Origin of the sequence: Lactobacillus sp. 3B(2020) (genome assembly GCF_013487845.1) — a bacterium.
GTDB classification, from domain to species: domain Bacteria; phylum Bacillota; class Bacilli; order Lactobacillales; family Lactobacillaceae; genus Limosilactobacillus; species Limosilactobacillus alvi.
This window is the reverse complement of record NZ_CP047410.1, coordinates 1,242,224-1,264,616: the sequence shown is the minus strand read 5'-3', so window position 1 is coordinate 1,264,616 and position 22,393 is coordinate 1,242,224. Positions and strand designations below refer to the sequence as shown.

17 protein-coding genes and 2 pseudogenes are annotated in these 22,393 nt (G+C 43.4%); 17 read left to right on the top strand and 2 right to left on the bottom strand.

Translation table 11 applies throughout. From position 1 onward, the window contains the following. Positions 1-296 precede the first annotated feature (296 nt). From rpsU to GTO83_RS06120, 17 genes and pseudogenes are all read left to right on the top strand, one after another. Entirely contained in the window at positions 297-485 is a 189-nt protein-coding gene (gene rpsU, locus GTO83_RS06200; protein WP_019205763.1) for a 30S ribosomal protein S21, read from the top strand. 63 nt (positions 486-548) lie between these two features. Further along, complete coding sequence (locus tag GTO83_RS06195) at positions 549-995, top strand: GatB/YqeY domain-containing protein (protein WP_180869734.1); 447 nt, start codon at positions 549-551, stop codon at positions 993-995. 191 nt (positions 996-1,186) lie between these two features. After that, the gene (locus GTO83_RS06190) at positions 1,187-2,134 is read left to right on the top strand and encodes a PhoH family protein (protein WP_180872146.1); all 948 of its coding nucleotides are present in this window, start codon (positions 1,187-1,189) and stop codon (positions 2,132-2,134) included. Position 2,135: 1 nt separating this feature from the next. After that, complete coding sequence (gene ybeY, locus GTO83_RS06185) at positions 2,136-2,606, top strand: rRNA maturation RNase YbeY (protein ID WP_180869733.1); 471 nt, start codon at positions 2,136-2,138, stop codon at positions 2,604-2,606. Beyond that, entirely contained in the window at positions 2,590-2,985 is a 396-nt protein-coding gene (locus tag GTO83_RS06180) for a diacylglycerol kinase family protein (RefSeq protein ID WP_180869732.1), read from the top strand. Before ybeY ends, GTO83_RS06180 begins: the two co-directional genes overlap by 17 nt. A 12-nt stretch (positions 2,986-2,997) precedes the next feature. Beyond that, positions 2,998-3,903, top strand: a complete 906-nt coding sequence (gene era / locus GTO83_RS06175) for a GTPase Era (protein WP_180869731.1) — start codon at positions 2,998-3,000, stop codon at positions 3,901-3,903. Between the two features lie 11 nt (positions 3,904-3,914). Beyond that, complete coding sequence (gene recO / locus GTO83_RS06170; protein ID WP_180869730.1) at positions 3,915-4,703, top strand: DNA repair protein RecO; 789 nt, start codon at positions 3,915-3,917, stop codon at positions 4,701-4,703. 309 nt (positions 4,704-5,012) lie between these two features. Beyond that, positions 5,013-5,987, top strand: a complete 975-nt coding sequence (glyQ, locus tag GTO83_RS06165; RefSeq protein ID WP_180869729.1) for a glycine--tRNA ligase subunit alpha — start codon at positions 5,013-5,015, stop codon at positions 5,985-5,987. Continuing rightward, positions 5,987-8,056, top strand: coding sequence for a glycine--tRNA ligase subunit beta (glyS, locus tag GTO83_RS06160; protein ID WP_180869728.1), 2,070 nt, complete (start codon positions 5,987-5,989; stop codon positions 8,054-8,056). The genes glyQ and glyS overlap by 1 nt, the downstream gene beginning before the upstream one ends. Before the next feature lie 147 nt (positions 8,057-8,203). Then, positions 8,204-10,096: a DNA primase gene (dnaG, locus tag GTO83_RS06155; RefSeq protein ID WP_180869727.1), complete on the top strand. Its 1,893-nt coding sequence runs from the start codon at positions 8,204-8,206 to the stop codon at positions 10,094-10,096. A 2-nt stretch (positions 10,097-10,098) separates the two neighbouring features. Continuing rightward, the gene (gene rpoD, locus GTO83_RS06150; RefSeq protein ID WP_180869726.1) at positions 10,099-11,247 is read left to right on the top strand and encodes an RNA polymerase sigma factor RpoD; all 1,149 of its coding nucleotides are present in this window, start codon (positions 10,099-10,101) and stop codon (positions 11,245-11,247) included. A 76-nt stretch (positions 11,248-11,323) separates the two neighbouring features. Next, entirely contained in the window at positions 11,324-12,682 is a 1,359-nt protein-coding gene (locus tag GTO83_RS06145) for an isochorismate synthase MenF (RefSeq protein ID WP_180869725.1), read from the top strand. Continuing rightward, positions 12,667-14,358: a 2-succinyl-5-enolpyruvyl-6-hydroxy-3-cyclohexene-1-carboxylic-acid synthase gene (menD, locus tag GTO83_RS06140; RefSeq protein WP_180869724.1), complete on the top strand. Its 1,692-nt coding sequence runs from the start codon at positions 12,667-12,669 to the stop codon at positions 14,356-14,358. The genes GTO83_RS06145 and menD overlap by 16 nt, the downstream gene beginning before the upstream one ends. Continuing rightward, positions 14,348-15,139, top strand: a complete 792-nt coding sequence (gene menH / locus GTO83_RS06135; RefSeq protein WP_180869723.1) for a 2-succinyl-6-hydroxy-2,4-cyclohexadiene-1-carboxylate synthase — start codon at positions 14,348-14,350, stop codon at positions 15,137-15,139. The genes menD and menH overlap by 11 nt, the downstream gene beginning before the upstream one ends. A gap of 71 nt (positions 15,140-15,210) precedes the next feature. Next, positions 15,211-16,581 (top strand): annotated as a pseudogene (locus GTO83_RS06130) (C69 family dipeptidase). A 149-nt stretch (positions 16,582-16,730) separates the two neighbouring features. After that, positions 16,731-18,242 (top strand): annotated as a pseudogene (locus tag GTO83_RS06125) (YfcC family protein). A 14-nt stretch (positions 18,243-18,256) separates the two neighbouring features. Beyond that, positions 18,257-19,597: a M20 family metallopeptidase gene (locus GTO83_RS06120; RefSeq protein WP_180869722.1), complete on the top strand. Its 1,341-nt coding sequence runs from the start codon at positions 18,257-18,259 to the stop codon at positions 19,595-19,597. Positions 19,598-19,887: 290 nt separating this feature from the next. On the opposite strand, the gene dapF is transcribed toward GTO83_RS06120, so the two are convergent. Next, a complete protein-coding gene (gene dapF / locus GTO83_RS06115; RefSeq protein ID WP_180869721.1) occupies positions 19,888-20,898 on the bottom strand; it encodes a diaminopimelate epimerase in 1,011 nt (336 codons plus the stop codon). Between the two features lie 13 nt (positions 20,899-20,911). Beyond that, complete coding sequence (locus GTO83_RS06110; protein WP_180869719.1) at positions 20,912-22,267, bottom strand: aspartate kinase; 1,356 nt, start codon at positions 22,265-22,267, stop codon at positions 20,912-20,914. Positions 22,268-22,393: the final 126 nt, after the last annotated feature.

The following is a 22,393-nucleotide window of genomic DNA, read 5'->3' as shown; positions in this document are numbered from 1 at the left end:
CGTTAATGGTAACCATTCAGGCAATTTAAGTTAGTGATGATCAATTAAGTTGCTAAAAACGTCTATGTCTTCGGGGACGCTAAGCTAGCCATATCAAGAACAGCTTATCTTAACTCTGAATTAACAGGTGTTTATAAAAAATAAGTTTTCAAAATTTGCCAATAAAAAATTAGGTAAAATTAAAAATTTTCATTGACTTTCTTAGCGGCCTTGCCTAAAATATATTGCGTAGTGGATAAGCCAGATCTTTCTGGTTATAACAGTACGATTTTAAGCTCGGAGGGAGGGAATTAAATATGTCCAAGACTATCGTTCGGAAGAATGAATCATTAGACGATGCTCTTCGGCGCTTTAAACGTACGGTTTCACGGAACGGAACGCTTCAAGAATACCGCAAGCGTGAATACTATGAAAAGCCAAGTGTAAAACGCAAGTTGAAGTCTGAAGCGGCACGGAAGCGTAAGAATAAGCGCCGTCGTTACTAGTTGGCTCAAAGCTCCTGTTCGGTTGAATGGGAGCTTTTTTGATATTAAAGGGGATGTAGATTGATGAGTTTATTGGATCAATTAACTAAGGATATGGTTGCCGCAATGAAGGCCAAGGATAAGGAAAAGCTAAGCGTTATCCGGATGTTAAAGGCCGCGGTGACAAACGAAAAGATAAAGCTAGGTCATGACCTAAGTGATGATGAAGCGAATAGTGTTCTTGCCCGTGAATTTAAGCAACGGAAGGAATCATTAGCGGAGTTTGAAAAGGCTGGTCGTGAAGATTTAATTAACCAAATGAAACATGAACTAGCAATCGTTGCTACTTACATGCCAAAGCAATTATCGGAAAGCGAAATTGCCCAAATTGTTAAAGAAACAGTTGCCCAAGTTAAAGCTGAAAGTATGAAAGATTTCGGGAAGGTTATGGGCGCGATTATGCCAAAGGTTAAAGGTAAGGCCGACGGTAAGGTTGTTAACGAATTAGTTAAGAAGATGCTCCAAAAGTAATCTTTACTGGCGCTAACAAATTCTGCTTTATGACTGATTGAGTTTGGATATTTTCCATTCTCAGTCAGTCTTTTCTTATGATCTCAGTTGGCCTTTTTAACTCATCTAAAACCGGGTTGTGATATAATTTTTAAAGATAGTTTAGAAAAAGGGGAAATACTTTTTTGGTAGAAGTAGAAAAAAATATTGAAATGCAGTTTGAAATCGATAATCCACGGGTTCAAATTGCCCTTTTGGGAACGCAAGACCAATATGTTAGCCTTCTAGAAGAAGGAATGGGCGTAACCATTAACCCATTTGGTAATCAGTTAAAGATTAGCGGCCCCAACGAAGCCGTTCATTTAACAATTGCGATTCTCAACCAATTAGTTGCTTTAGTTGAACAAGGAATTACGATTGCAAGCACTGATATTGTGAGTGCGATGAAGATGGCTCATAAGGGAACGCTCGAATACTTTGCCGATTTATATCAAGAAAAAATCATCAATGATCGCAAAGGACGGCCGATTCGTGTTAAAAACTTTGGTCAACGGCAATACGTGCATGCAATGAAAAATCATGATGTTACTTTCGGAATTGGTCCAGCGGGGACGGGGAAAACCTACCTAGCAGTTGCAATGGCAGTGGCTGCTTTAAAACGGGGTGAAGTCGAACGGATTATTCTAACCCGGCCTGCTGTTGAAGCAGGGGAAAGTCTTGGTTTCTTGCCAGGGGACTTAAAGGAAAAGGTTGATCCATATCTGCGCCCAATCTATGATGCTTTAAATAGTATTTTTGGAGCTGATCATACAGAACGGCTGATGGAACGCGGAGTTATCGAAATAGCTCCGCTAGCATATATGCGGGGGCGGACTCTGGATAATGCCTTTGTGATTTTAGATGAAGCCCAAAACACGACTAAGGCCCAAATGAAGATGTTCTTAACGCGCCTTGGCTTCGGAGCCAAAATGGTAGTTAACGGGGATGTCTCGCAAATTGACTTACCTCGCGGCGCTAAAAGCGGGTTGCTTTCAGCAGAGCAAATTTTAAAGGGCATTGATGCGGTTGAATTTGTTTACTTTAAAGCTGATGATGTTGTCCGCCATCCAGTAGTAGCTAAGATAATTTCCGCCTATGAGAAGGCAGAAGGGAAACAATAAGATGGAATTGACGATTTTTGACCATAGCCAGGGGAAGTTAAGTGAGCAACAAAAAGCTTTGGCTAAAGATTTATTAGCTAAAGCAGCAACTAAACTTAATTTGCCAGCCAATGCAGAGCTCTCGCTAACTCTGGTTCGTAATCCAGAAATGAAGGACCTTAATCGGAAATACCGGGGAGTGGATCGGGCAACCGATGTCATTTCTTTTGCAATTAATGATGACCAAGACTTTGCGGTTCCCGCAGAATTAAAAGATGAATTGCCAATGGATTTAGGGGATTTGTTTATTTCTTTGGATAAGGTTCAAGAACAAGCGCTTTTCCTTGGCCATTCTGAGGAGCGGGAATTTGGCTTTTTGTTGGTGCATGGTTTTTTGCATTTAAATGGGTATGATCACGAAAAACCTGCTGACGAAGCGAAGATGTTTAAGCTCCAAGAGGAAATCTTAACTGCCTATGGTCTTACCAGATAAGCGGCAAACCCAAAAGAACCGTCATTTTGGGCAAGCTTTCTATCACGCCATCGTTGGAATTAAGACGGTCATCAAAAACGAGCGGAACATGCGAAGCCATCTTGTATCAGCGACCTTAGTTGTTATTGCGGGTTTTCTTTTACAGGTTAATTTGAATGCCTGGTGTTGGCTTGCGTTAGCAATTGCACTGGTCTGGTTTGCTGAATTTTTGAATACGGTGATTGAAGCAATTGTTAATATCATTGTTGGTGAAAAATTTGATCCGAATGCTAAAATTGCTAAGGATGTTGCCGCGGGCCTAGTTCTACTAGCGGCGGGATTAGCGGTCATCATTGGCCTCTTAGTTCTAACCCCCTACCTAATTAAATTGTTAAATTAAAGGATGAAATTAATGACTGAAAATAACTTTCGTTCCGGATTTGTAGCCTTAATTGGTCGGCCAAATGTTGGGAAGTCGACTTTACTAAACTATGTGGTTGGCCAAAAAGTGGCGATTATGAGTGACGTTGCGCAAACTACCCGGAATAAAATTCAAGGAATCTATACTTCTAAAGACGCGCAAATCGTCTTTATCGACACCCCAGGGGTTCACAAACCCATGACGAAGCTGGGAGATTTTATGGAACGCTCAACCTTATCAGCTTTGGATGAAGTCGATGCCGTACTTTTCGTGGTTTCGGCAAATGAAAAGAAAGGACCTGGGGATGACTTTATCATTGAGCGGCTTAAGCAGGTGCACCAACCAATTTATTTGGTGGTTAATAAAATTGACTTAGTTCATCCAAATGATTTACCGAAGATAGTTGCTCAATACAAAGAAGCACTAGATTTTAAAGGAATCATTCCGGTTTCAGCTCTCCAAGGGAATAATGTTAACCAGTTAATTAATGAATTGGTGACTGAATTGCCAGAAGGACCGCAATATTATCCGGCTGAGCAGATCTCGGATCATCCGGAACGATTTGTCATTGCCGAAATGATCAGAGAGAAAGTTTTCCAATTAACGCGGCAAGAAGTTCCCCATTCTGTAGCGATTGATGTAACTTCGGTTAAACGGGAAAACGAAGACACGGTGCATATCAGTGCCAACATTGTGGTTGAGCGGCCTGGCCAAAAGGGAATCATCATTGGTAAAAAGGGTTCGATGCTCAAAAAGATTGGTCAATTGGCTCGCCATGATATTGAAAACCTTCTAGGTGATCATGTATACCTCCAGCTTTGGGTTAAGGTTGTTCCTGGTTGGCGCGATAAAGCGGCGATGTTAAAGGATTACGGTTACCGAAATACTGATTATTAAGGAGAATAATTTTGGCTCGCATAAATACGGATTTCGAAGGTTTAATTTTATTTCGGCGTGATTATCGCGAACACGATTTGTTAGTTAAATTTTTAACCCGAAAGCTTGGGCCAACAATGTTCTTTGTTCGTGGGGGCCGCCGAAAGGGATCTAAGATTGCTGCTGCCCTCCTGCCTTTTTCGTACGGTACTTATGTTGGCTGGCTGGAAGCCGGTGAACTCTCATATCTAGTTGCGGCCAAGGAGACACACCAGTTTAAACGTATCGGCCCCAATCTTGAGGCCAATGCATATGCGACTTACCTCCTTGATTTAGTTGGCGTTGCTTTTGAAGAAGGCCGAGCAATTGGTGCTTGGTATGATCAGGTTTTAACGGCCTTAAAATTAATCGAAGCCGGAATGGATTCCCAAGTAATTGTGAATGTCCTGGAAGTGCAACTGCTCGGCCGGTTTGGGGTGGCTCCCATTTGGGATGGGTGCGTGATTTGTGGACGACAAGATTTACCCTTGGATTATTCGGAAGCACTGGGGGGTGTCCTTTGTCAACAGCATTGGCCAAAGGATCCGCATCGGTTACATTTAAATCGCAAAACTGTTAATTATCTACGGATGTTTGCCCACCTTAATTTACAAAAAGTTGCTAACGTCAAAGTTGATCAAGCGACACGACGGGGCCTTCGCCAAGCACTCGACCAAATCTATACTGACCAAGTCGGTCTCCGCTTAAAGAGCAAACATTTTATTGATTCATTGACGACTTGGCAAGATCAATTGTCACTACCACCCCGTGATTCAAAATAAAATTAACTCTGAAACCGTTTTATATTCCGGGAAGAATTGACTTTCCAGCCGGACACGGGTACTATTAACATCGTATAATTTAAATAACTGTTGGCGATGATGGGAAAAAGAAAATTACTTTAGCGAGTAGGAAATGGTGGAAGCCTACACAATTTTCGGAGCACCCGGAGCAATCATAAAATTAAGTTGTTTTGCATTTAAGCAAAAAAACAGGGTGGAACCGCGAGTAATCGTCCCTGTAGTTATGGGTTAACCGTAGCTACAGGGATTTTTAAATTTTCACCAACAGGATCTGAAAGGAGAAACAGCATGGCCAAAAAAATGACGGTCCAAGAAATTATTTTCACCTTGGAAAAATATTGGGCGGATCAAGGATGTATGTTGATGCAAGCGTATGATAACGAGAAGGGGGCAGGGACGATGAGCCCGTATACCTTCTTACGGGCAATCGGACCAGAACCATGGAACGCTGCTTATGTTGAACCATCCCGGCGGCCTGCTGATGGGCGGTACGGTGAAAATCCTAACCGGTTATATCAACACCACCAATTCCAAGTTTTAATGAAGCCATCGCCAGACAACATCCAAGAACTTTACCTTGGGAGTTTGCGGCAACTCGGTATTGAACCACTGGAACACGATATTCGTTTTGTTGAAGACAACTGGGAAAACCCCTCAATGGGTTGTGCCGGTGTCGGTTGGGAAGTTTGGCTTGATGGAATGGAAGTTACCCAATTTACCTACTTCCAAGTGGTTGGAGAACTGCAAATGGATCCAGTAGCTGCCGAAGTTACCTATGGTTTGGAACGGTTAGCTGAATACATTCAAAACGTTAATTCCGTTTATGATTTGGAATGGTCAGACGGCGTCCTTTATGGTGATATCTTTAAGGAACCAGAATATGAACACTCTAAGTATGCTTTTGAAGAAAGCAACCAAGAGATGCTCTTAAAGGACTTTGACAATTTTGAAAGGGAAGCCAAACGCTTGATTAAGCTCGGTTTGATTCACCCTGCCTACGACTATGTTTTGAAGTGTAGCCACACCTTTAACCTGTTAGATGCTAGAGGAGCGGTTTCCGTTACGGAACGGGCTGGCTATCTTCATCGGATTCGGATTATGGCCAAAATGATTGCTAAGGCCTTTGTTGAAGAACGGCGGAAGTTAGGCTTCCCATTAATTCATGATGAAAAGGAACGGCAAGCAGTGGTTGCAAAGTATACCAAAGCAGCCGAGAAGGCAGCTGCTCGAGCAGCTAAACGAGCAAAGAAAGGGGAAAAGTAATGACGCATTCATATTTATTAGAAGTTGGCGTTGAAGAAATGCCAGCTCACGTGGTAACGAAAAGTATTGCGCAATTGCACCGGCGGGTTGCCGATTTTCTAAAGGAAGAACGAATTGATTTTGATACAATCAAGGAATTCGCTACTCCCCGGCGGCTAGCCCTTTTGATTTCTGGCTTGGCTGACAAGCAACCAGATATTGATGAAGAAGTAAAAGGTCCCGCAAAGAAGATTGCCCAAGACGCTGATGGTAATTGGACCAAGGCTGCTCAAGGATTTACCCGTGGGCAAGGTGTTACGGTCGACGATATTGAATTTAAAGCAGTTAAGGGCGTTGAATATGTTTTTGTAAATAAACATGTTAGCGGGAAGCCGGTTGCAGAAGTTTTAACGGCTTTACCAGACGTAATTACCGCCATGAACTTCCCAACTTTAATGAAGTGGGGTCGGCACAATTTACAATTTATTCGTCCAATTCGCTGGTTAGTATCCCTCTTAGATGATGAAGTGGTGCCATTTTCAATCTTGGATGTTAAAGCAGGGCGGCAAACCCGAGGTCATCGCTTCTTAGGCCATGACGTTGAATTGAAGACCGCAACCGATTATGAAGCTGCCCTCAAGGCTGACTTTGTTATTGCTGACCAAGCTAAGCGGAAGGCCTTGATTCAAGAACAAATTCAAAAGATAGTTGCGGCTAATAACTGGGTCCTTGATGAAGATCTTGATCTCTTGGAAGAGGTCAACAACTTAGTTGAATGGCCAACCGCTTTTGCCGGAGCTTTTGATGAAAAATACCTCGTTCTTCCCGAGGAAGTTCTAATTACTTCCATGCGCGACAATCAGCGGTTCTTCTGTGTTCGCGATCATGAAGGTAAGTTACTACCGCACTTTATTTCGGTTCGCAATGGGAATGCAGAACACCTTGACAATGTGATTAAAGGGAACGAACGGGTCTTAGTACCACGACTTGAAGATGCTAAGTTCTTCTATGAAGAAGATCAAAAGATTAGTATTGATCAGTATGTTGAACGGCTCCAAAAAGTTAGCTTCCATGACCAAATTAGTTCAATGGCCCAAAAGATGGCCCGGACTGGTGCTTTAGCCCAAGTTCTTGGTCAAAAGCTTGGTTTTACGGCAAACGAATTAGCTGACCTTAAGCGAGCCAGTGAAATTTACAAGTTTGACTTAACAACCCAAATGGTCGGTGAGTTTGCCGAATTGCAAGGGGTAATGGGTGAAATTTACGCTAACTTGGCTGGCGAAAAGGCAGCTGTTGCCCAAGCAATTCGGGAACACTACTTACCAATTTCGGCAGAAGGAGAATTGCCAACCAGTAAGCTAGGTGCGCTCTTGGCGATTGCCGACAAATTAGATTCAATTTATAGTTTCTTTGCGGTTGGCTTAATCCCATCAGGTTCAAATGATCCGTATGCTTTACGGCGGCAAGCAGCCGGCATTATGCGGATTTTACTTGCTCAAGGCTGGCACTTACCAATTCTCAATTTCCAAGGCCAAGCCGCCAAGGCAGTTAGTGCTCAAAAGCTTACTTTTGATTACACTAAGAATTCCGATCAGGTTCGGACTTTCTTCTTAGACCGGGTAAAACAATTGCTGAGTGATGAAGCACTTCGGCATGACGTAATTGATGCTGCTACGGATACCAAGGTTGCCGATCCAGTAAACATCGTGGCGGCCGCTAAGTTGTTGGCACAACACCAGGATGATGAAGGTTTCAAGGATCAAATTGAAGCCCTAACCCGGGTAATTCGGATTGCAAAGAAGGCACCGGCTAACTTGCCAACCATGGTTGATGAAAATAAGTTTGTTAATCCATCTGAAGGAAAGCTACACGCTGCTGTGACTGCCTTAGCAAGCCAAGCTGATCAATTAAGTCTGGCTGATTTATTATCACAACTATTAAGTTTAGAACCAGTTATCACTAATTACTTTGATGAAAATATGATTATGGACAAGGACGAAGCAATTAAGAATAACCGGTTAGCGCAACTGGTAACCTTGGCTGACTTAACGGGGCGCTTAGGAAACTTAGACCAGTTGATTGTGAAGTAATAAAATTAAAAAGTTAACTTTCTTGTGTTTTATTTATTTTATGTTAAAATGTATATTAGTATTATTAGGTAGTGTTTAAAAGAAAGGTCGCATTCCATTTCGGGAGCGACCTTTCGTAACTATGTTGCATTAACGGGGGGTTACTGAATGCCAAAGATCCCAGAGGAGTTAATTAATCGGATTCGGAGCGCCGTTAATATTGCGGATGTAATTGGTCAAGATGTTCAATTACAAAAGCAAGGGAAAAATTTGGTGGGTCATTGTCCGTTCCATCAAGATAATACCCCGTCCTTTTCGGTTAACCCGGAGAAACAATTTTTCTATTGCTTTTCTTGTCACCGGAGTGGAAATGTTTTTAGTTTCTTGCAACAATATCACCATTTAAGCTTTCCAGAGGCAGTTGAAGAGGTTGCAAAATTTGCTAACTTGCAACTGCCGCAGGAGTACCAAGGACATCCTCAAGCCACTCCAGAAAATCCGGAACAAGCCCAGCTGTTAAAGATCCATGCTGAAGCAACCAAGCTTTATCATCATGTCTTAGTTAATACCCCAGCTGGTAAACTTGCTTTGCAGTACTTAACTCAGCGGGGAATGACGGTTGATTTGATTAACCAATTTGAGCTTGGTTATGCCCCTGATTTAGGTGCGGATAAACAAATACTGCATGAATATGCGCAAAAGGCTGGCTTTGATTATCAATTACTTCGCAAGTCAGGTTTATTTGTTGAGCGGCATGATGGCCAACTAAGGGACCGTTTCCATGGTCGGGTAATGTATCCGATTAAGGACAGTCATGGTCAAGTTATTGCCTTCTCTGGTCGGATTTTGGAAAAAAAGGCATCGGCTAATACACCAAAGTATTTAAATAGTCCGGAAACAGACATCTTTAACAAACGCCGGACCCTTTTTAATTTAAATTTAGCCCGGGAGGCCGCCCGAGAAGTTGGTCATTTAACCTTGTTTGAAGGTTTTATGGATGTAATTTCTGCTTATGGTGCCGGAGTCAAAACGGGAATTGCTTCAATGGGGACAAGTTTTACCAGCGAACAGGTCCAGATTATTGCTCGCCAGGTAAAACAGCTTAATATTGCCTATGACGGGGATGAACCCGGACAGGCGGCCATTGACCGGGCCCTTAAGTTGGTTGAAGATACGGCTCCGAATTTAAATTTACGCGTTGTTCAGTTGCCGGCTGGATTGGACCCGGACGAATATGTCCAAAAGTATGGAGCAATTAAATTTCAGGATTATATGGAGCACCGTGAGGAAACCCCGGTTGATTTCCGCCTTAGCTACCTGCGGAATGGACTAAACTTGAAAAAGCAGAGTGATTTAATTGCTTATTTAAAAGCTGCTTTACAAGTTATTCGTGTAATTCCCGATCCCCTCGGTCAAAGTGTTTATCTTAAAAAGTTAGCGACTGAGTTTGGCCTTGATCAGGGAAGCTTAGAACGACAATTGGCTGAATTGCCGCAACCTCAAGTAGTTACACCACCCCCGATTGAAGATAATCCGCATGGCTTTGACCCGCCACCGGCACCAGAGCTACCAGAAAAAGTAATTATTAGCAATCAGCCACCGGTTGCCCAACCCCTTTCAAAAACTGATCGTGCAGCACAAATATTGTTAAAATATTATTGTAGTGATCAAGATATCCGTTACCAACTTGATGCTCGGCTTGAGTTCCGGTTTCCACAGGCTAGTTACCAGCACTTATATGAAGTAATTAAAGATTATTTTAGTGATCAAGAAAAATTTGATGTTGCAGCGGTGATGGATCGACTGGAGCCGGCAGCGCAAACGTTATTGGGTCAGGTTGAAAAGCAATTGGTGAATGAGGAAGAGAAACAACAGGTTGTGAAGGATTGCCTATTTGTTTTGGATCAGGAATTCCCGTTGGCTCAAAAGATTGAGGAAACTCAGGCGGCAATAAACGAAGCAAGTATGATTGGGGATACCGACCAATTAGTACGTCTTACAACCGAGTTGGTACAACTCTATCAACGTCAGCAGTCAATGAAGACGGAGGAGATTAATTAATAATGGTAAAGAATACGAAAAAAGATCTTGTAATTTCGAACCTGGAAAACTTTAACCAAGCGGAATATGATAAGGCTGTGGGGAAGTTAATCCGGACTTACAAGCGAAAAAAAGAGATCGAATATGATGAATTAACTGATCAAATCGCGACACCGTTTGGGTTGAACGCTGACGGAATGGATAATTTAATGCAAAACGTGGAAGATGCTGGGATTAGTGTTGTTGATGAAAACGGTGATCCAGATCCGCGTGCCTTAAAGGCAACTGAAAAATTATCTAACAAGGCTTTAAAAGATAAAGATACGTCAGCGCCAACCGGGGTTAAGATTAATGACCCAGTGCGGATGTACTTAAAAGAAATTGGACGGGTTAACCTTTTAACAGCGGACGAAGAAGTTGCTTTAGCTTTGCGAATTGAAAAGGGAGACGAAGTTGCTAAACAGGAATTAGCTGAAGCTAACTTACGGTTAGTGGTTTCAATTGCTAAGCGGTATGTTGGTCGCGGAATGCAATTTCTTGACTTAATTCAAGAAGGTAATATGGGGCTGATGAAGGCCGTTGAAAAGTTCGATTACCGGAAAGGGTTTAAGTTCTCAACTTATGCAACCTGGTGGATTCGGCAAGCAATTACCCGGGCAATTGCTGACCAAGCGCGGACGATTCGGATTCCAGTTCACATGGTTGAAACTATCAATAAGTTAATCCGGATTCAGCGGCAACTTCTACAAGACCTTGGTCGGGAGCCTCTTCCTGAAGAAATTGGGGCTGAAATGGACATGCCAACCAAGAAGGTTCGCGACATCTTAAAGATTGCTCAAGAACCGGTTTCTTTGGAAACCCCAATTGGTGAAGAAGATGATTCTCACTTGGGCGATTTCATTGAAGATCATGATGCAACTAGTCCAGCTGACCATGCAGCTTATGAAATGATGAAAAAGCAACTGGAAAACGTCTTGGACACTTTAACTGACCGGGAAGAAAATGTCCTGCGGCTCCGGTTTGGGTTGGATGATGGTCGGACCCGCACCTTGGAAGAAGTAGGTAAAGTTTTCGGGGTTACTCGGGAACGAATCCGGCAAATTGAAGCCAAGGCTTTGCGGAAGCTACGGCATCCATCACGGTCCAAGCAATTAAAGGACTTCTTAGAATAGATCGTTAATTTAGGGAGGGCAGAAAGAAGCGACGGTTTCTTCCTGCCTTCTTTTTTATTCAAAAAGGACGATGAAAATGGAACCAACTTCAATCATTAAATTAACTCCAGACCAACTGCAAGCTAGTCGGGGAAAGTACGTTTCTTATGCTTATGACCTTTCACCTCAAGATCCTTTTAAGCTTTTCCAAAAGACAGCCGCCTATCAAGGACAACGAATTTTTTGGCAAACTAATGATGGACAACAAACTATGATTGGTTTACTACCTTTAAAACAATTCTACAATTGTAGTATTGAAAAGATCCAAGCATTTCAAATGAATTTTAGGGCAAACTGGCTTAACCTCACACCAATTAATGGGCAATCCCCACGGTTATTAGGAGGGTTTGCCTTTAATTTAAAAGATCGGCCAACTTCGGTATGGCATCGGTTGGAAAATGGTTACTTTATGCTGCCGCAGATTTTATTTATCCTTTCCGCAAAGAAGGCGCAAGTTGTCCTAACAACCATTTCGAAAGCCAATTTAGCGGTCCAATTACAGCATTTACAAGCACAAATTAAGGTGATCCTGGAACAAAAGCCAATCACTGAAGTTGCTCAACCAATTAAGGGTGAAGAACTTGCCGTTACTAAGTGGTTAGCTTTGGTTAAAAGAAGTGTCGCCCAAATTAAAATTGGGGAAATGAAAAAAGTGGTTTTAGCCCGCCAATTAAAGGTTACGGGGGAAAGAGCTTTTAATTCAGCAACGATTTTAGGCCGACTAATAAATCATCAAGCAAATACTTACCATTTTTTGGTCGAAGATGGCGAAACCTTCTTTATTGGGGCGACTCCCGAACGGTTGATTCAAGGGACCAAAGAAAAATTTGCCACGGCCAGTGTAGCTGGTTCAATTGGACGCGGGCAGACGACGATCGAAGATATCAAACTCGGTAACCAGTTGCTCAACGATGCTAAGAATCAGCATGAACATCAAATTGTTGTCGATCGGATTAAACAATCGCTTAAGCCTTTTGTTCAGACTGTAGAGGTTGGTCCCGCCCAACTTTTGAAGAATCATGATATTCAACATATTTACCATCCAATTATGGGGAAGCGACTGCCAAATAAGTCGCTTCTATCTGTTGTAAAAGCGCTCCATCCGACACCCGCTTTAGGAGGAGAGCCTCGAGCAACCGCAATCGCTTGGCTTGCAAGTGAAGAAGAAGTTGGCCGGGGGATGTATGGTGGCCCGATTGGATGGTTAGACTTGATCCATGACGAAGGTGAATTTGCGGTAAGTCTTCGGTCAGGTGTCTTTAACCAGAACACTGGCTACTTATACGCTGGTTGCGGGATTGTTGCCGCTTCAGTACCAGAAAAAGAGCGCGCGGAAACCCGGTTGAAATTTCAACCAATGTTAAGGGGGATTAGTGATCAATGGATACTCAAATAGACCTTGCTAAATATTTATTAGCATTTATTCAAGGGTTAAAAGAAGCGGGGGTTAGTCAAGCTGTAATTAGTCCGGGTTCCCGCTCAACTCCATTGGCGATTATGCTTCACCGGGATCCAGCAATCACGACGTACTTGGACGTTGATGAACGTTCGGCCGCCTTTTTTGGCCTCGGCCTAACCAAAGTTAATCAGCAACCGGTTGCCTTAGTTTGCACCTCTGGGAGCGCCGCTGCTAATTACTATCCGGCAATCTGTGAAGCCGAGGCAACAAACCAACCACTGATCGTTTTAACTACTGATCGTCCCGCTGAATTACAAGGAGTTGGTGCTCCGCAAGCGATGGACCAGGTTAACTTATATGCAAGCCACGTCAAGAAGATGGTTCAATTGGCATTGCCAGAAGCCAGTGCGACAATGTTGGCATATGCGCATTGGCAAGCCTTTGCGACGACTAGTCAGGCCTTAATAAAGCCAAAAGGGCCAGTGCAAATTAATTTGCCGTTCCGGGAACCGTTATTACCAGCAGATCCCGCTTTAATCACTTCCCAAAAGTTGCAGCCAATTAAAAGGCTAGCACCTCAACGGCAAGTTGAGCTTACCGCGTTAAAGTCACTTTTTGAGCAACCGGGTTTGATAATCGTAGGTGAAGAACGTTCAAAACAAGAAGCCCAGTTATTGATGCGGTTAGCTGCGAAACTTAATTGGCCCTTACTTGGGGACCCGCTAACCAACCTAGGTGATCATGAGCAAAACATCGCTTACTTACACCAAGCGGATCTGATTTTTCAAGCCAAAGTTCCAACCCCGGCGGTAATCTTACGTTTTGGGCGTCTCCCTGTGACGAAGCCAGTTATGCAATGGTTGACTAAGCAAACCTGCCCAACAATCTTGGTTGAAGATGGGTCCCAAATGAAAGATCAACTTCATCAAGCGAATTACTTAATTGATAGTTCAGTCGCCAATTTTTTGGCTGGCATAAACGATCTAAATTTGACACCGGTTAAGGATGACTGGAAGCAAAAATGGCAAAACTACCAAAGATTAGCTGAAGCGGTTGTCCAAGAGCATGTGGCAAAACTGCCTTGGGGTCACTCTGCGGTGGCCGCTTTGCTCGGCCGGCAACTAAAGCGCCAAAATCTTTTTCTTGCCAACAGTAATTCAATTCGCTTGGTAGATCGCCTTTCGGTTGCTGAAGATCAGACGGTACAGACATATGGTAACCGGGGGGTTAACGGGATTGATGGTCTAAATTCGACCGTTGCTGGGATAACTACTGCAAGTCAACAAGCAACCACCCTCTTGATTGGTGATCTGGCCTTTTTCCATGATATGAACGGCCTGGCAATGATTAAACGATACCAATTACCAGTAACCGTCGTCCTGTTAAATAATAATGGTGGTGGGATCTTTGCGTTCTTATCCCAAAGTCAGCTTCCCCAAGCCGAGTTTACGGCCCTCTTTGGGACTCCTCAAGATCTTAACTTTAAAAAAGTTGCGGAATTATATGATTTTAAATACCATCGTCCGCAATCACCAGCCGAATTCGTTAAATTATTAAATCAACCGGGACAACATTTAATTGAAATAATAGATGATCAGCAAGCCCCAGTTAAAGCCTGGCAAGCGATGGTTAAGGATTATCAGGGAAGGATGGCAGAGCATCATGCCGACTAGTGCGTTACATTCTGAATGGCTTCAATGGCAAGATGAAACTTTCCCAACTTTGGTCTGTCTACATGGCTTTACGGGCACACTAAATACTTTTCAAAATTTAACATGGCCCCATAATTGGAATGTATTAGGGGTCGATTTGATTGGCCACGGCCAAAGTCCAATTTATGTTCATCCAGACGAATATCGCATGCCCAGAGTAATTCAAAATTTAAAAAAATTAATGCTCGATTTAAGGATTGCAAAGTATACTTTACTTGGTTACTCAATGGGTGGTCGGGTTGCCTTGGCTTGGGCCCTGAATGATCCAAAGGTCGTACGGGTGATTTTAGAAAGTTCCCGCCCGGGGATCGCTGACGATCGGGCACGCCAAGAACGCCAGGTTAAGGATAATCAGCTGGCTAGGCGACTTTTAACGCAACCGCTTTTAAACTTTGTAAATGATTGGGAGAACTTACCCTTATTTGCGACGCAACGAAAACTGCCAGCTATAGTTCAGGACCGGGTGCGGCAAGAACGCCTAAGCCAAGTCCCGTATGGATTAGCAATGAGTTTAATGATGATGGGAACGGGTCAGCAAACTAATTATTGGCCCCAGTTGAGCCAAATTTGTCCGGGCCTGTTGATTACTGGGAATACTGATAATAAATTCCAGCGAATTGCGATGGCAATGCAAACAGTTGCCCCTCAATTACAGCATCAGGAGCTTTCAGGTGGTCACTGTGTTCATCTGGAAAATCCGCTGCTGTTTAGTCAAACAGTTATTAATTACTTAAATCATTAAGCTTCACAAGTTAATTAATTATTAAAATTAGTTTGTGATATAATTAACGTGATGATGAGGAGGAACTACTAATGCCATGTACTACGATTTTAGTTGGGAAAAAAGCTAGTTTGAATGGGTCCACGATAATTGCCCGCCAAGAAGACTATGGCCAAGCTTTAAATCCGCAACGGTTTGTTTTAGTAACCCCAGACCAATAGCCGCGCAAATACGCTTCGAAGACGACCAGTTTTAAGTGTACCTTACCGGATAACTCCCTTCGCTATACTTCAGACCCCGATGCGGATCCCTCTTATGGAATCTTTGGGGCTGCTGGAATTAATGAAGCTAATGTAGCGATGACGGCGACTGAAACCAGTACCACTAATTCTCGAATCCTAGGAATTGATCCCTACAACGAAGAAAGCGGGATTGGAGAAGAGGATTTTGTGACCTTAATTCTCCCTTACATTCATAGTGCCCGGGAAGGGGTACAACGATTAGGCAAATTATTAGCTACGGCCGGAACCTATGAATCAAATGGGATTGCCTTTAGTGATCAAAATGAAGTATGGTACGTTGAAACGATTGGTGGTCTCCACTGGGCAGCAATTCGCATTCCGGATGATTGTTACGTGATTGCGCCAAACCGGTTTAACATCACCGCGTTTGATTTTAATTCGGTCGATACGATGGCCAGTCCAGATTTACCAGCCTTAATTGAAAAGTATCACCTTAATCCTGACCAAAATGGTTATAATCTTCGTCATATTTTTGGAAGCACGACCATGCAGGATGCACGGTATAACAATCCCCGGACTTGGTATGTCCAAAAACTTTTTGGTGGAGCACCAATGACTGACCCCACTTCAATGGATCAACCTTTCTGTTGCCATCCTGACCATTTGATTGCCGTTGAAGAGATTAAACAAGCCTTGAGTTCGCATTATCAAAATACGGTCTACGATCCGTATGACGGTACTTCTGGTAAGCAATTCCGGCCAATTGCCTTGAACCGGAACTTAGAATTACACATCCTTGAAATTCGTTCGCAGGTTCCAGCAAGCTTGGCCGCGATTCACTGGCTGGCCTTTGGACCAAATACTTTTAATGCGGTAGTACCATTTTATGCGAACGTTTTGACCACCCCAGCGCCGTACGAAAAAACGAGCCAGCAATTTGATCCGACTAACATGTACTGGTTAACCAATACCTTAGCTGCCCTTGGCGATCGGCGTTATCAGGCGGTCGCTGGAAAAGTTGAGGCCTTTGAACAAACGGTCGTTGCTAAGTGTCGCCATCTACAATTACAAGCAGATCGACAGGCAAGCATTCAAGCGGATATCCCAGCTTATCTAACTCGGGTTAACGATGAAATGGCCACGATTAGTCAACAAGCAGCAATTAAGTTGCTTGGCGAATTAGTTAAGGATGCTTTCCCTCATGAACAACTTTCTTATTAGTGCTTTAATAGTTTTAAAAAGCGACGTGAACACAAAAATGTTCCGTCGCTTTTTTTAGTCTGTTCCATTACTATCGCCAATTTATTGAAAGTGCTTTCATTAAGAATTATAATTAATATGTAAATTATTTAACAAAGGAGTGGATTGGGATGGAAAAGACTGTTAAAAAGCATAAGTTTAAAATGCCGTCAGCCTTTACGATTTTATTCATTATTATTGTAATTGTCGCAATTTTGTCCTGGATTATTCCAGCTGGAAAATATTCAACCGATAGTGGGGGAAATATTATTGCCCATACTTATCGAACCGTAAAGTCTAATCCGCAAGGGTTATGGGATGTTTTCATGGCGCCGGTGATTGGGATGGTCGGCGATGATAAGACTGACGGGGCAATTTCGGTATCGCTTTTTATTTTGGTTATTGGTGGCTTTTTAGGAGTGGTAAATAAAACCCGCGCCCTTGATGAAGGGATTAGTTCAATTGTCCGTAAATACAAGGGAAAGGAAAAGCAATTAATTCCAATCTTGATGATGCTCTTTGCCCTAGGGGGTTCAACCTACGGGATGGCGGAAGAAACGATTGCTTTTTACCCGCTCTTAATTCCAGTGATGATCGGGGTTGGCTTTGATTCAATTGTTGCCGTTGCCATTGCTTTGATTGGTTCGCAAGTTGGGTGTTTAGCCTCAACGGTTAATCCCTTTGCAACTGGGGTTGCTTCGCAGACTCTAAACATTTCTCCGGGGAATGGCTTGCTTTCCCGGATGCTTCTCTGATTGATTGTTGTTGGAATTAGTATCGCTTACGTTTACCACTATGCTTCAAAGATTGAAAAGGACCCCACCAAGTCTTTTGTTTATCATCAACGCAAAGAAGACTTGCAACGGTTTGCAATTCCAGAACGGACCGAGGATGAAGCAACAATTACGGGTCGGCAAAAAGCGGTTCTGTGGCTCTTTGGCTTAACCTTTGTGATTATGATCCTCGGCTTAGTGCCATGGTCAAGTTTAAACCAACATTTTACCTTCTTTGATCACTTAAATACATGGATCACTACGACGCCAGTTTTAGGGACGGTTTTCGGGAAAGACGCGGTAGCGCTTGGAACGTGGTACTTCAATGAAATTACAATGTTATTCTTCCTCATGTCTGTGATTATTATGTTTGTCTACCACATGAAGGAAAGTGACTACATCGAAGCCTTCATGAGTGGAATGGGGGACTTCTTGAGCGTGGCCATCATTGTTGCCGTTGCCCGGGGAATTCAAGTCATTATGAATAATGGTTTAATTTCCGGGACGATTCTCCACTGGGGTGAATTAGGCCTAGCTCATTTATCACAAAGTATCTTTATCTGTTTAACTTTCGTCTTCTATATCTTGATGTCCTTCTTGATTCCATCAACCTCCGGACTTGCAGCTGCAACGATGGGGATTATTGGGCCAATGGGACACTTTGCTCACGTTTCAAGCGACCTGGTCATTACGGCTTACCAAGCTGGCTCCGGTTGGGTTAATCTGATCACCCCAACTTCCGGGGTTGTGATGGGAGCGATGGCAGTGGCGCATATCAACATTAGTACTTGGTGGAAGTGGATTGCTAAATTAATGTTGTACTTGTTTATTGCCATCTGTCTATTTTTAGGAATCTCAGCGATTTTATAAAGGGAGCGACTTAAATGACTGAAAAAACAGTGATTACTGATCAGATTAAAATAGCAGCAGTTGAAGCCCTGAAGGCCTTAATTGCCCAACCGTCATATAACCAACCAGCTGAGTCTGGCGCTCCATTTGGACCAGGTATTCGGCAAGCCTTAGATCAGATGATGGCTTTATGTGATCAATTAGGTTTTCGGACTTATACTGATCCAGCTGGCTACTATGGTTATGCCGAAATCGGAGAAACTGGGCCAACCTTCGGGATTATCGGTCACCTAGATACCGTCCCCGCAGGAGATTTAACGGCTTGGGATACCGATCCTTTTCAACCAATAGTTAAGGATGGCAAGCTCATTGGTCGGGGCGCCCAAGATGATAAGGGACCAACGATTGCGGCTTTGTATGCCGTTAAGGCTTTGCTAGATGCCGGTTATCACTTGAAGCAAAAGATTCGTTTCATTTTTGGGACCGACGAAGAAATTCTTTGGCGCGGAATTGCCAAGTATAACGAAAAAGAATCTCCAATTGATGCTGGGATTGCGCCTGATGCGGAATTCCCATTGATCTATGCTGAAAAAGGCCTCCTTCAGGCTTATTTGGTTGGACCAGGGACCGACCAATTTAGCTTAAAGATGGATAATGCTTTTAATGCGGTTCCGGCAAAGGCCGAATACGCGGGGCCAAAGTTAGCTGCCGTTGTTGCGGCGCTTAAAAAGCACAACTTTGAATTTGAAGCAACTGACAGCAAGGTTGCAGTCTTGGGAAAGTCAGTCCACGCTATGAATGCTCCTCAAGGAACCAATGCAGTTTTGCGTTTATTAATTGCAATGAACGATGTTTTTGATTTCAAACCCTTGAAGTTTATTGGTGAGCTCTTCAAAGAAGATGCAACGGGGGAGAATGTTTTAGGGAAGATTGAAGATGAATCGGGGCAATTAACCTTTAATATTTCAACCTTTAATGTGAATGAAAAAGAAACGCGGCTCCAAATTGACTTACGCTTACCAGCAACAATTTCCAAAGAACAAATTATCAAGCAACTTGATGCGCGGGTTAAGAAATTTGATCTTCATTATGAAGATTACGACTACTTAGCGCCATTGTTTGTGCCAAAGGATAGTGCTTTGGTAAAGACCTTAATGGCCGTTTACCGGGAAAAGACCGGTGATCAAACTGCTGAACCAACGATTTCTGGTGGGGCAACCTTTGCCCGAACCATGCATAATTGTGTGGCCTTTGGGGCCATGTTGCCAGATGTACCAGACTTTATGCACCAAGCGAACGAACAATGGCCGCTTGCTAGCATGTATAAGACAATGGATATCTATGCAGAAGCGATTAAGCGCCTGTGCTTTGAATAAAACGATTTCGTTTTTGAAACCATACCAGACCGAATCGGATAGCAAGGAAGGCAGTGGCTATTCGGCGATTATACTGGTGTGATCAACTAAATAATAAAAAAGGGCCACTAATAAAGGTTAAGGTGGGTGAGTTAGACAGGTTTTTCTGTCGTTTGTGAACCTCTGCAAGGCCCTGGAGGATAATGCCGATAATCATGAAGGCGATGTCCTCTTGGCCCTGTTGTAACCTTTAAGTTAGTGGTCTTTTCGTTTTTTCGCAGTCTTCTACAGCTATTGGTTTGACAAATTAGCTAATCTTTTACGTTTACTGTTACTGGCTTGGGTAAGCTGGTGACGAATTGATGGTAAGCTTCATCTTCACTAGTCATCGTGATGTCAAAATCATCGGCAGTGAAGTCGGCTTGGTGTAAGTGGGTTTCATCAACGGTAAGGGTATGGGTAACCGTGGCATTTCCAATTAATTCAATGAAGTAACGATGGTTGGTAAAGTGCAGGACCGTTTGTACCATGCCACCAGGATTATAAACCTTAATTGGGGTTTCAAAGTGGCCTAAATCCGGATGGGTTAAGGCAAAGGCCAAACTTGTTGCGGACATCCCCGTCCCACAGGCGTTAGTAAACCCAACTCCTCGTTCAAAGGTCCGGACAAAGAGCTCATTTGGTCCCAGAATCTTAGCGAAGTTGAGGTTAACCCCATCAGTAAAGTATGGATTTTTCCCGTTAAGATATTCCCCAAGTTCCTTCATCATTGGACCAACCAATAGATCTTCATCCCCAAAGGCAATTAAGTGGGGATTAGGGACTGCTAAACTGGTAAATTTCACTCCCGGCGCAAGCTCTGGAAGGTAATCATCAATGATACGGTCACGCCCAAGCTTTTCAAATGGTAAGGCCGCGGCATTAAAACGGACGGGCGAAATTTCAACGGCAAAGGCAGGCACACCGGTAGCAAAATCGGCTTGCTTTTTAACCGTGAGGTCGGCTTGCTTGGTTTCAACCTTAAACTCGGTTTGGCCAGTTTTTTCACTTAAGTAGCGAGCAACGGTCCGCAAGCCGTTGCCACACATGGAAGCTTCACTCCCGTCAGCGTTGATTACCCGCATTTGGCCAAGGACATCATCGTGATCAGACTTATTAACCACAAGGACCCCGTCAGCCCCGTTTAAAATCCCGTTAGCCGGGGCACAAAGCTTTTGTCCTAAGGTAACTAATTCAGCATCGGTCAAAGGTTGGTCAAGTTCAGTTTGATCTAAGATAAAAAAGTGGTTAAATGAACCGTGGACTTTAAGTAATTTTGTCATGTTTTTCCTCGCTTTAATTAAAGAAGTGGTGGTTAATTGCCTTGATGGCCTGGTTAGTATCGGTAGGGTCGACCCCAATCATGGTGGCAATCTTGGAAGCCCCTTGGTTAATCATTTGGATCGCAATGTGTTCTTTAGCTAGGATACCAAGAATTTCCGCTGGCACAGTTGGGGAGGTGGCCATTCCCTCGCCAACGACCGTGATTAAGGCAAAGTCATTAATCCATTCCAAACGGTCGGGATTAACCGTTGCTTGAATTTCATCGCAAATTTCGTCAATGATTTCTGGCGTTAACTTATGCTTATCAAAGACAATGGTAATATCATCAATCCCGGATGGCATATGCTCATAAGAAACGTCATGTTCTTGGAGAATCGTTAAGATTTGTAAGGTGAAGCCGGCTTCCTTATTAAGGAGATATTTATGCAGGTAAAGGGCAGCAAAGTGCTTTCCCGCGGCAATCCCGGTTACGGGAGAGCTTGGCTGAAAATTGTGATCCGGAACGATCAGCGTTCCCGGTTTTTCTGGGGCCCAAGTATTCTTAACGTTGATGGGAATTCCCGCCGCAATCACCGGTAAGAGAGCTTCATCATGGAAAACTGAGAAACCAGCATAAGAAAGTTCCCGCATTTCGCGATAAGTCATTTTCTTAATGGGGGTTGGATGTTCAACTAACTTTGGGTCGACCGCATAAATTGAGTCAACATCGGTAAAGTTTTCGTATTTCTCAGCTCCCAGACCACGAGCAAGGATCGCTCCGGTAATGTCAGACCCACCCCGGGAAAAAGTTGCAATGTAGCCCGCCATCGTAAAGCCAAAAAAGCCTGGAACCACTACCCGTTCATCATCAGCAACCTTAAAGTCTTGGAGTCGGTAGTAGGTTTCCGGCGCCACCACCGCATTGTTCGGGGTTCCCGTAACCATGATCCCGATAGCTTGCGGATCAGCAAACCGGGCTTTGATGCCCAAGTGATTTAAAATAGCGGCTAATAACCGGGCATTTAATCGTTCGCCATGCGCTTTAAAGGTCGCCATTAAGTATGAATCAGCGGGGTAATTGCCATTTGGCAAATTTACTAAGGCTTTGTGAATGGGGGCCAAGGCTTCCGCTGGTAAGTTAAAGTAATCCCCAATTGCCTGGTAGCGCTCAAAAATTTGGGTGACCGTGGCTTGATAAGCTTGCCCTTGTAAAACTTCATTCGCATACTTAATCAAGAGGTCAGTGACCTTTGTATCAGTCGATTCCCTTTTTCCGGGTGCGGAAGTCACAATCACCTTGCGGTCTTGATCGGCCTGAATAATTCTGATTGCTTGCGCAAAGGCCGCTCCGTTAGCAAGCGAACTGCCCCCAAATTTAATGACTTTCATATTTATGCACTCCTTTAGCAATTTCCGAAAATATTTTAATAGAATTCTAACACTGATTTCAAGCAGTGCAAGTCATAACTTTTTAGTAAAACGTTGAACTAAAGGGCTCAAAATTTGAACTTATAT

What these genes read in the sequence shown, in the direction of transcription:
- GTO83_RS06120 (WP_180869722.1), top strand. Translation starts at nt 18,257, where the DNA reads ATGACTGAAAAAACAGTGATTACTGATCAGATTAAAATAGCAGCAGTT.
- menH (WP_180869723.1), top strand. Translation starts at nt 14,348, where the DNA reads ATGCCGACTAGTGCGTTACATTCTGAATGGCTTCAATGGCAAGATGAA.
- GTO83_RS06110 (WP_180869719.1), bottom strand. Translation starts at nt 22,267, where the DNA reads ATGAAAGTCATTAAATTTGGGGGCAGTTCGCTTGCTAACGGAGCGGCC.
- ybeY (WP_180869733.1), top strand. Translation starts at nt 2,136, where the DNA reads ATGGAATTGACGATTTTTGACCATAGCCAGGGGAAGTTAAGTGAGCAA.
- dapF (WP_180869721.1), bottom strand. Translation starts at nt 20,898, where the DNA reads ATGACAAAATTACTTAAAGTCCACGGTTCATTTAACCACTTTTTTATC.
- rpsU (WP_019205763.1), top strand. Translation starts at nt 297, where the DNA reads ATGTCCAAGACTATCGTTCGGAAGAATGAATCATTAGACGATGCTCTT.
- GTO83_RS06180 (WP_180869732.1), top strand. Translation starts at nt 2,590, where the DNA reads ATGGTCTTACCAGATAAGCGGCAAACCCAAAAGAACCGTCATTTTGGG.
- dnaG (WP_180869727.1), top strand. Translation starts at nt 8,204, where the DNA reads ATGCCAAAGATCCCAGAGGAGTTAATTAATCGGATTCGGAGCGCCGTT.
- glyQ (WP_180869729.1), top strand. Translation starts at nt 5,013, where the DNA reads ATGGCCAAAAAAATGACGGTCCAAGAAATTATTTTCACCTTGGAAAAA.
- GTO83_RS06195 (WP_180869734.1), top strand. Translation starts at nt 549, where the DNA reads ATGAGTTTATTGGATCAATTAACTAAGGATATGGTTGCCGCAATGAAG.
- GTO83_RS06145 (WP_180869725.1), top strand. Translation starts at nt 11,324, where the DNA reads ATGGAACCAACTTCAATCATTAAATTAACTCCAGACCAACTGCAAGCT.
- glyS (WP_180869728.1), top strand. Translation starts at nt 5,987, where the DNA reads ATGACGCATTCATATTTATTAGAAGTTGGCGTTGAAGAAATGCCAGCT.
- era (WP_180869731.1), top strand. Translation starts at nt 2,998, where the DNA reads ATGACTGAAAATAACTTTCGTTCCGGATTTGTAGCCTTAATTGGTCGG.
- GTO83_RS06190 (WP_180872146.1), top strand. Translation starts at nt 1,187, where the DNA reads ATGCAGTTTGAAATCGATAATCCACGGGTTCAAATTGCCCTTTTGGGA.
- rpoD (WP_180869726.1), top strand. Translation starts at nt 10,099, where the DNA reads ATGGTAAAGAATACGAAAAAAGATCTTGTAATTTCGAACCTGGAAAAC.
- menD (WP_180869724.1), top strand. Translation starts at nt 12,667, where the DNA reads ATGGATACTCAAATAGACCTTGCTAAATATTTATTAGCATTTATTCAA.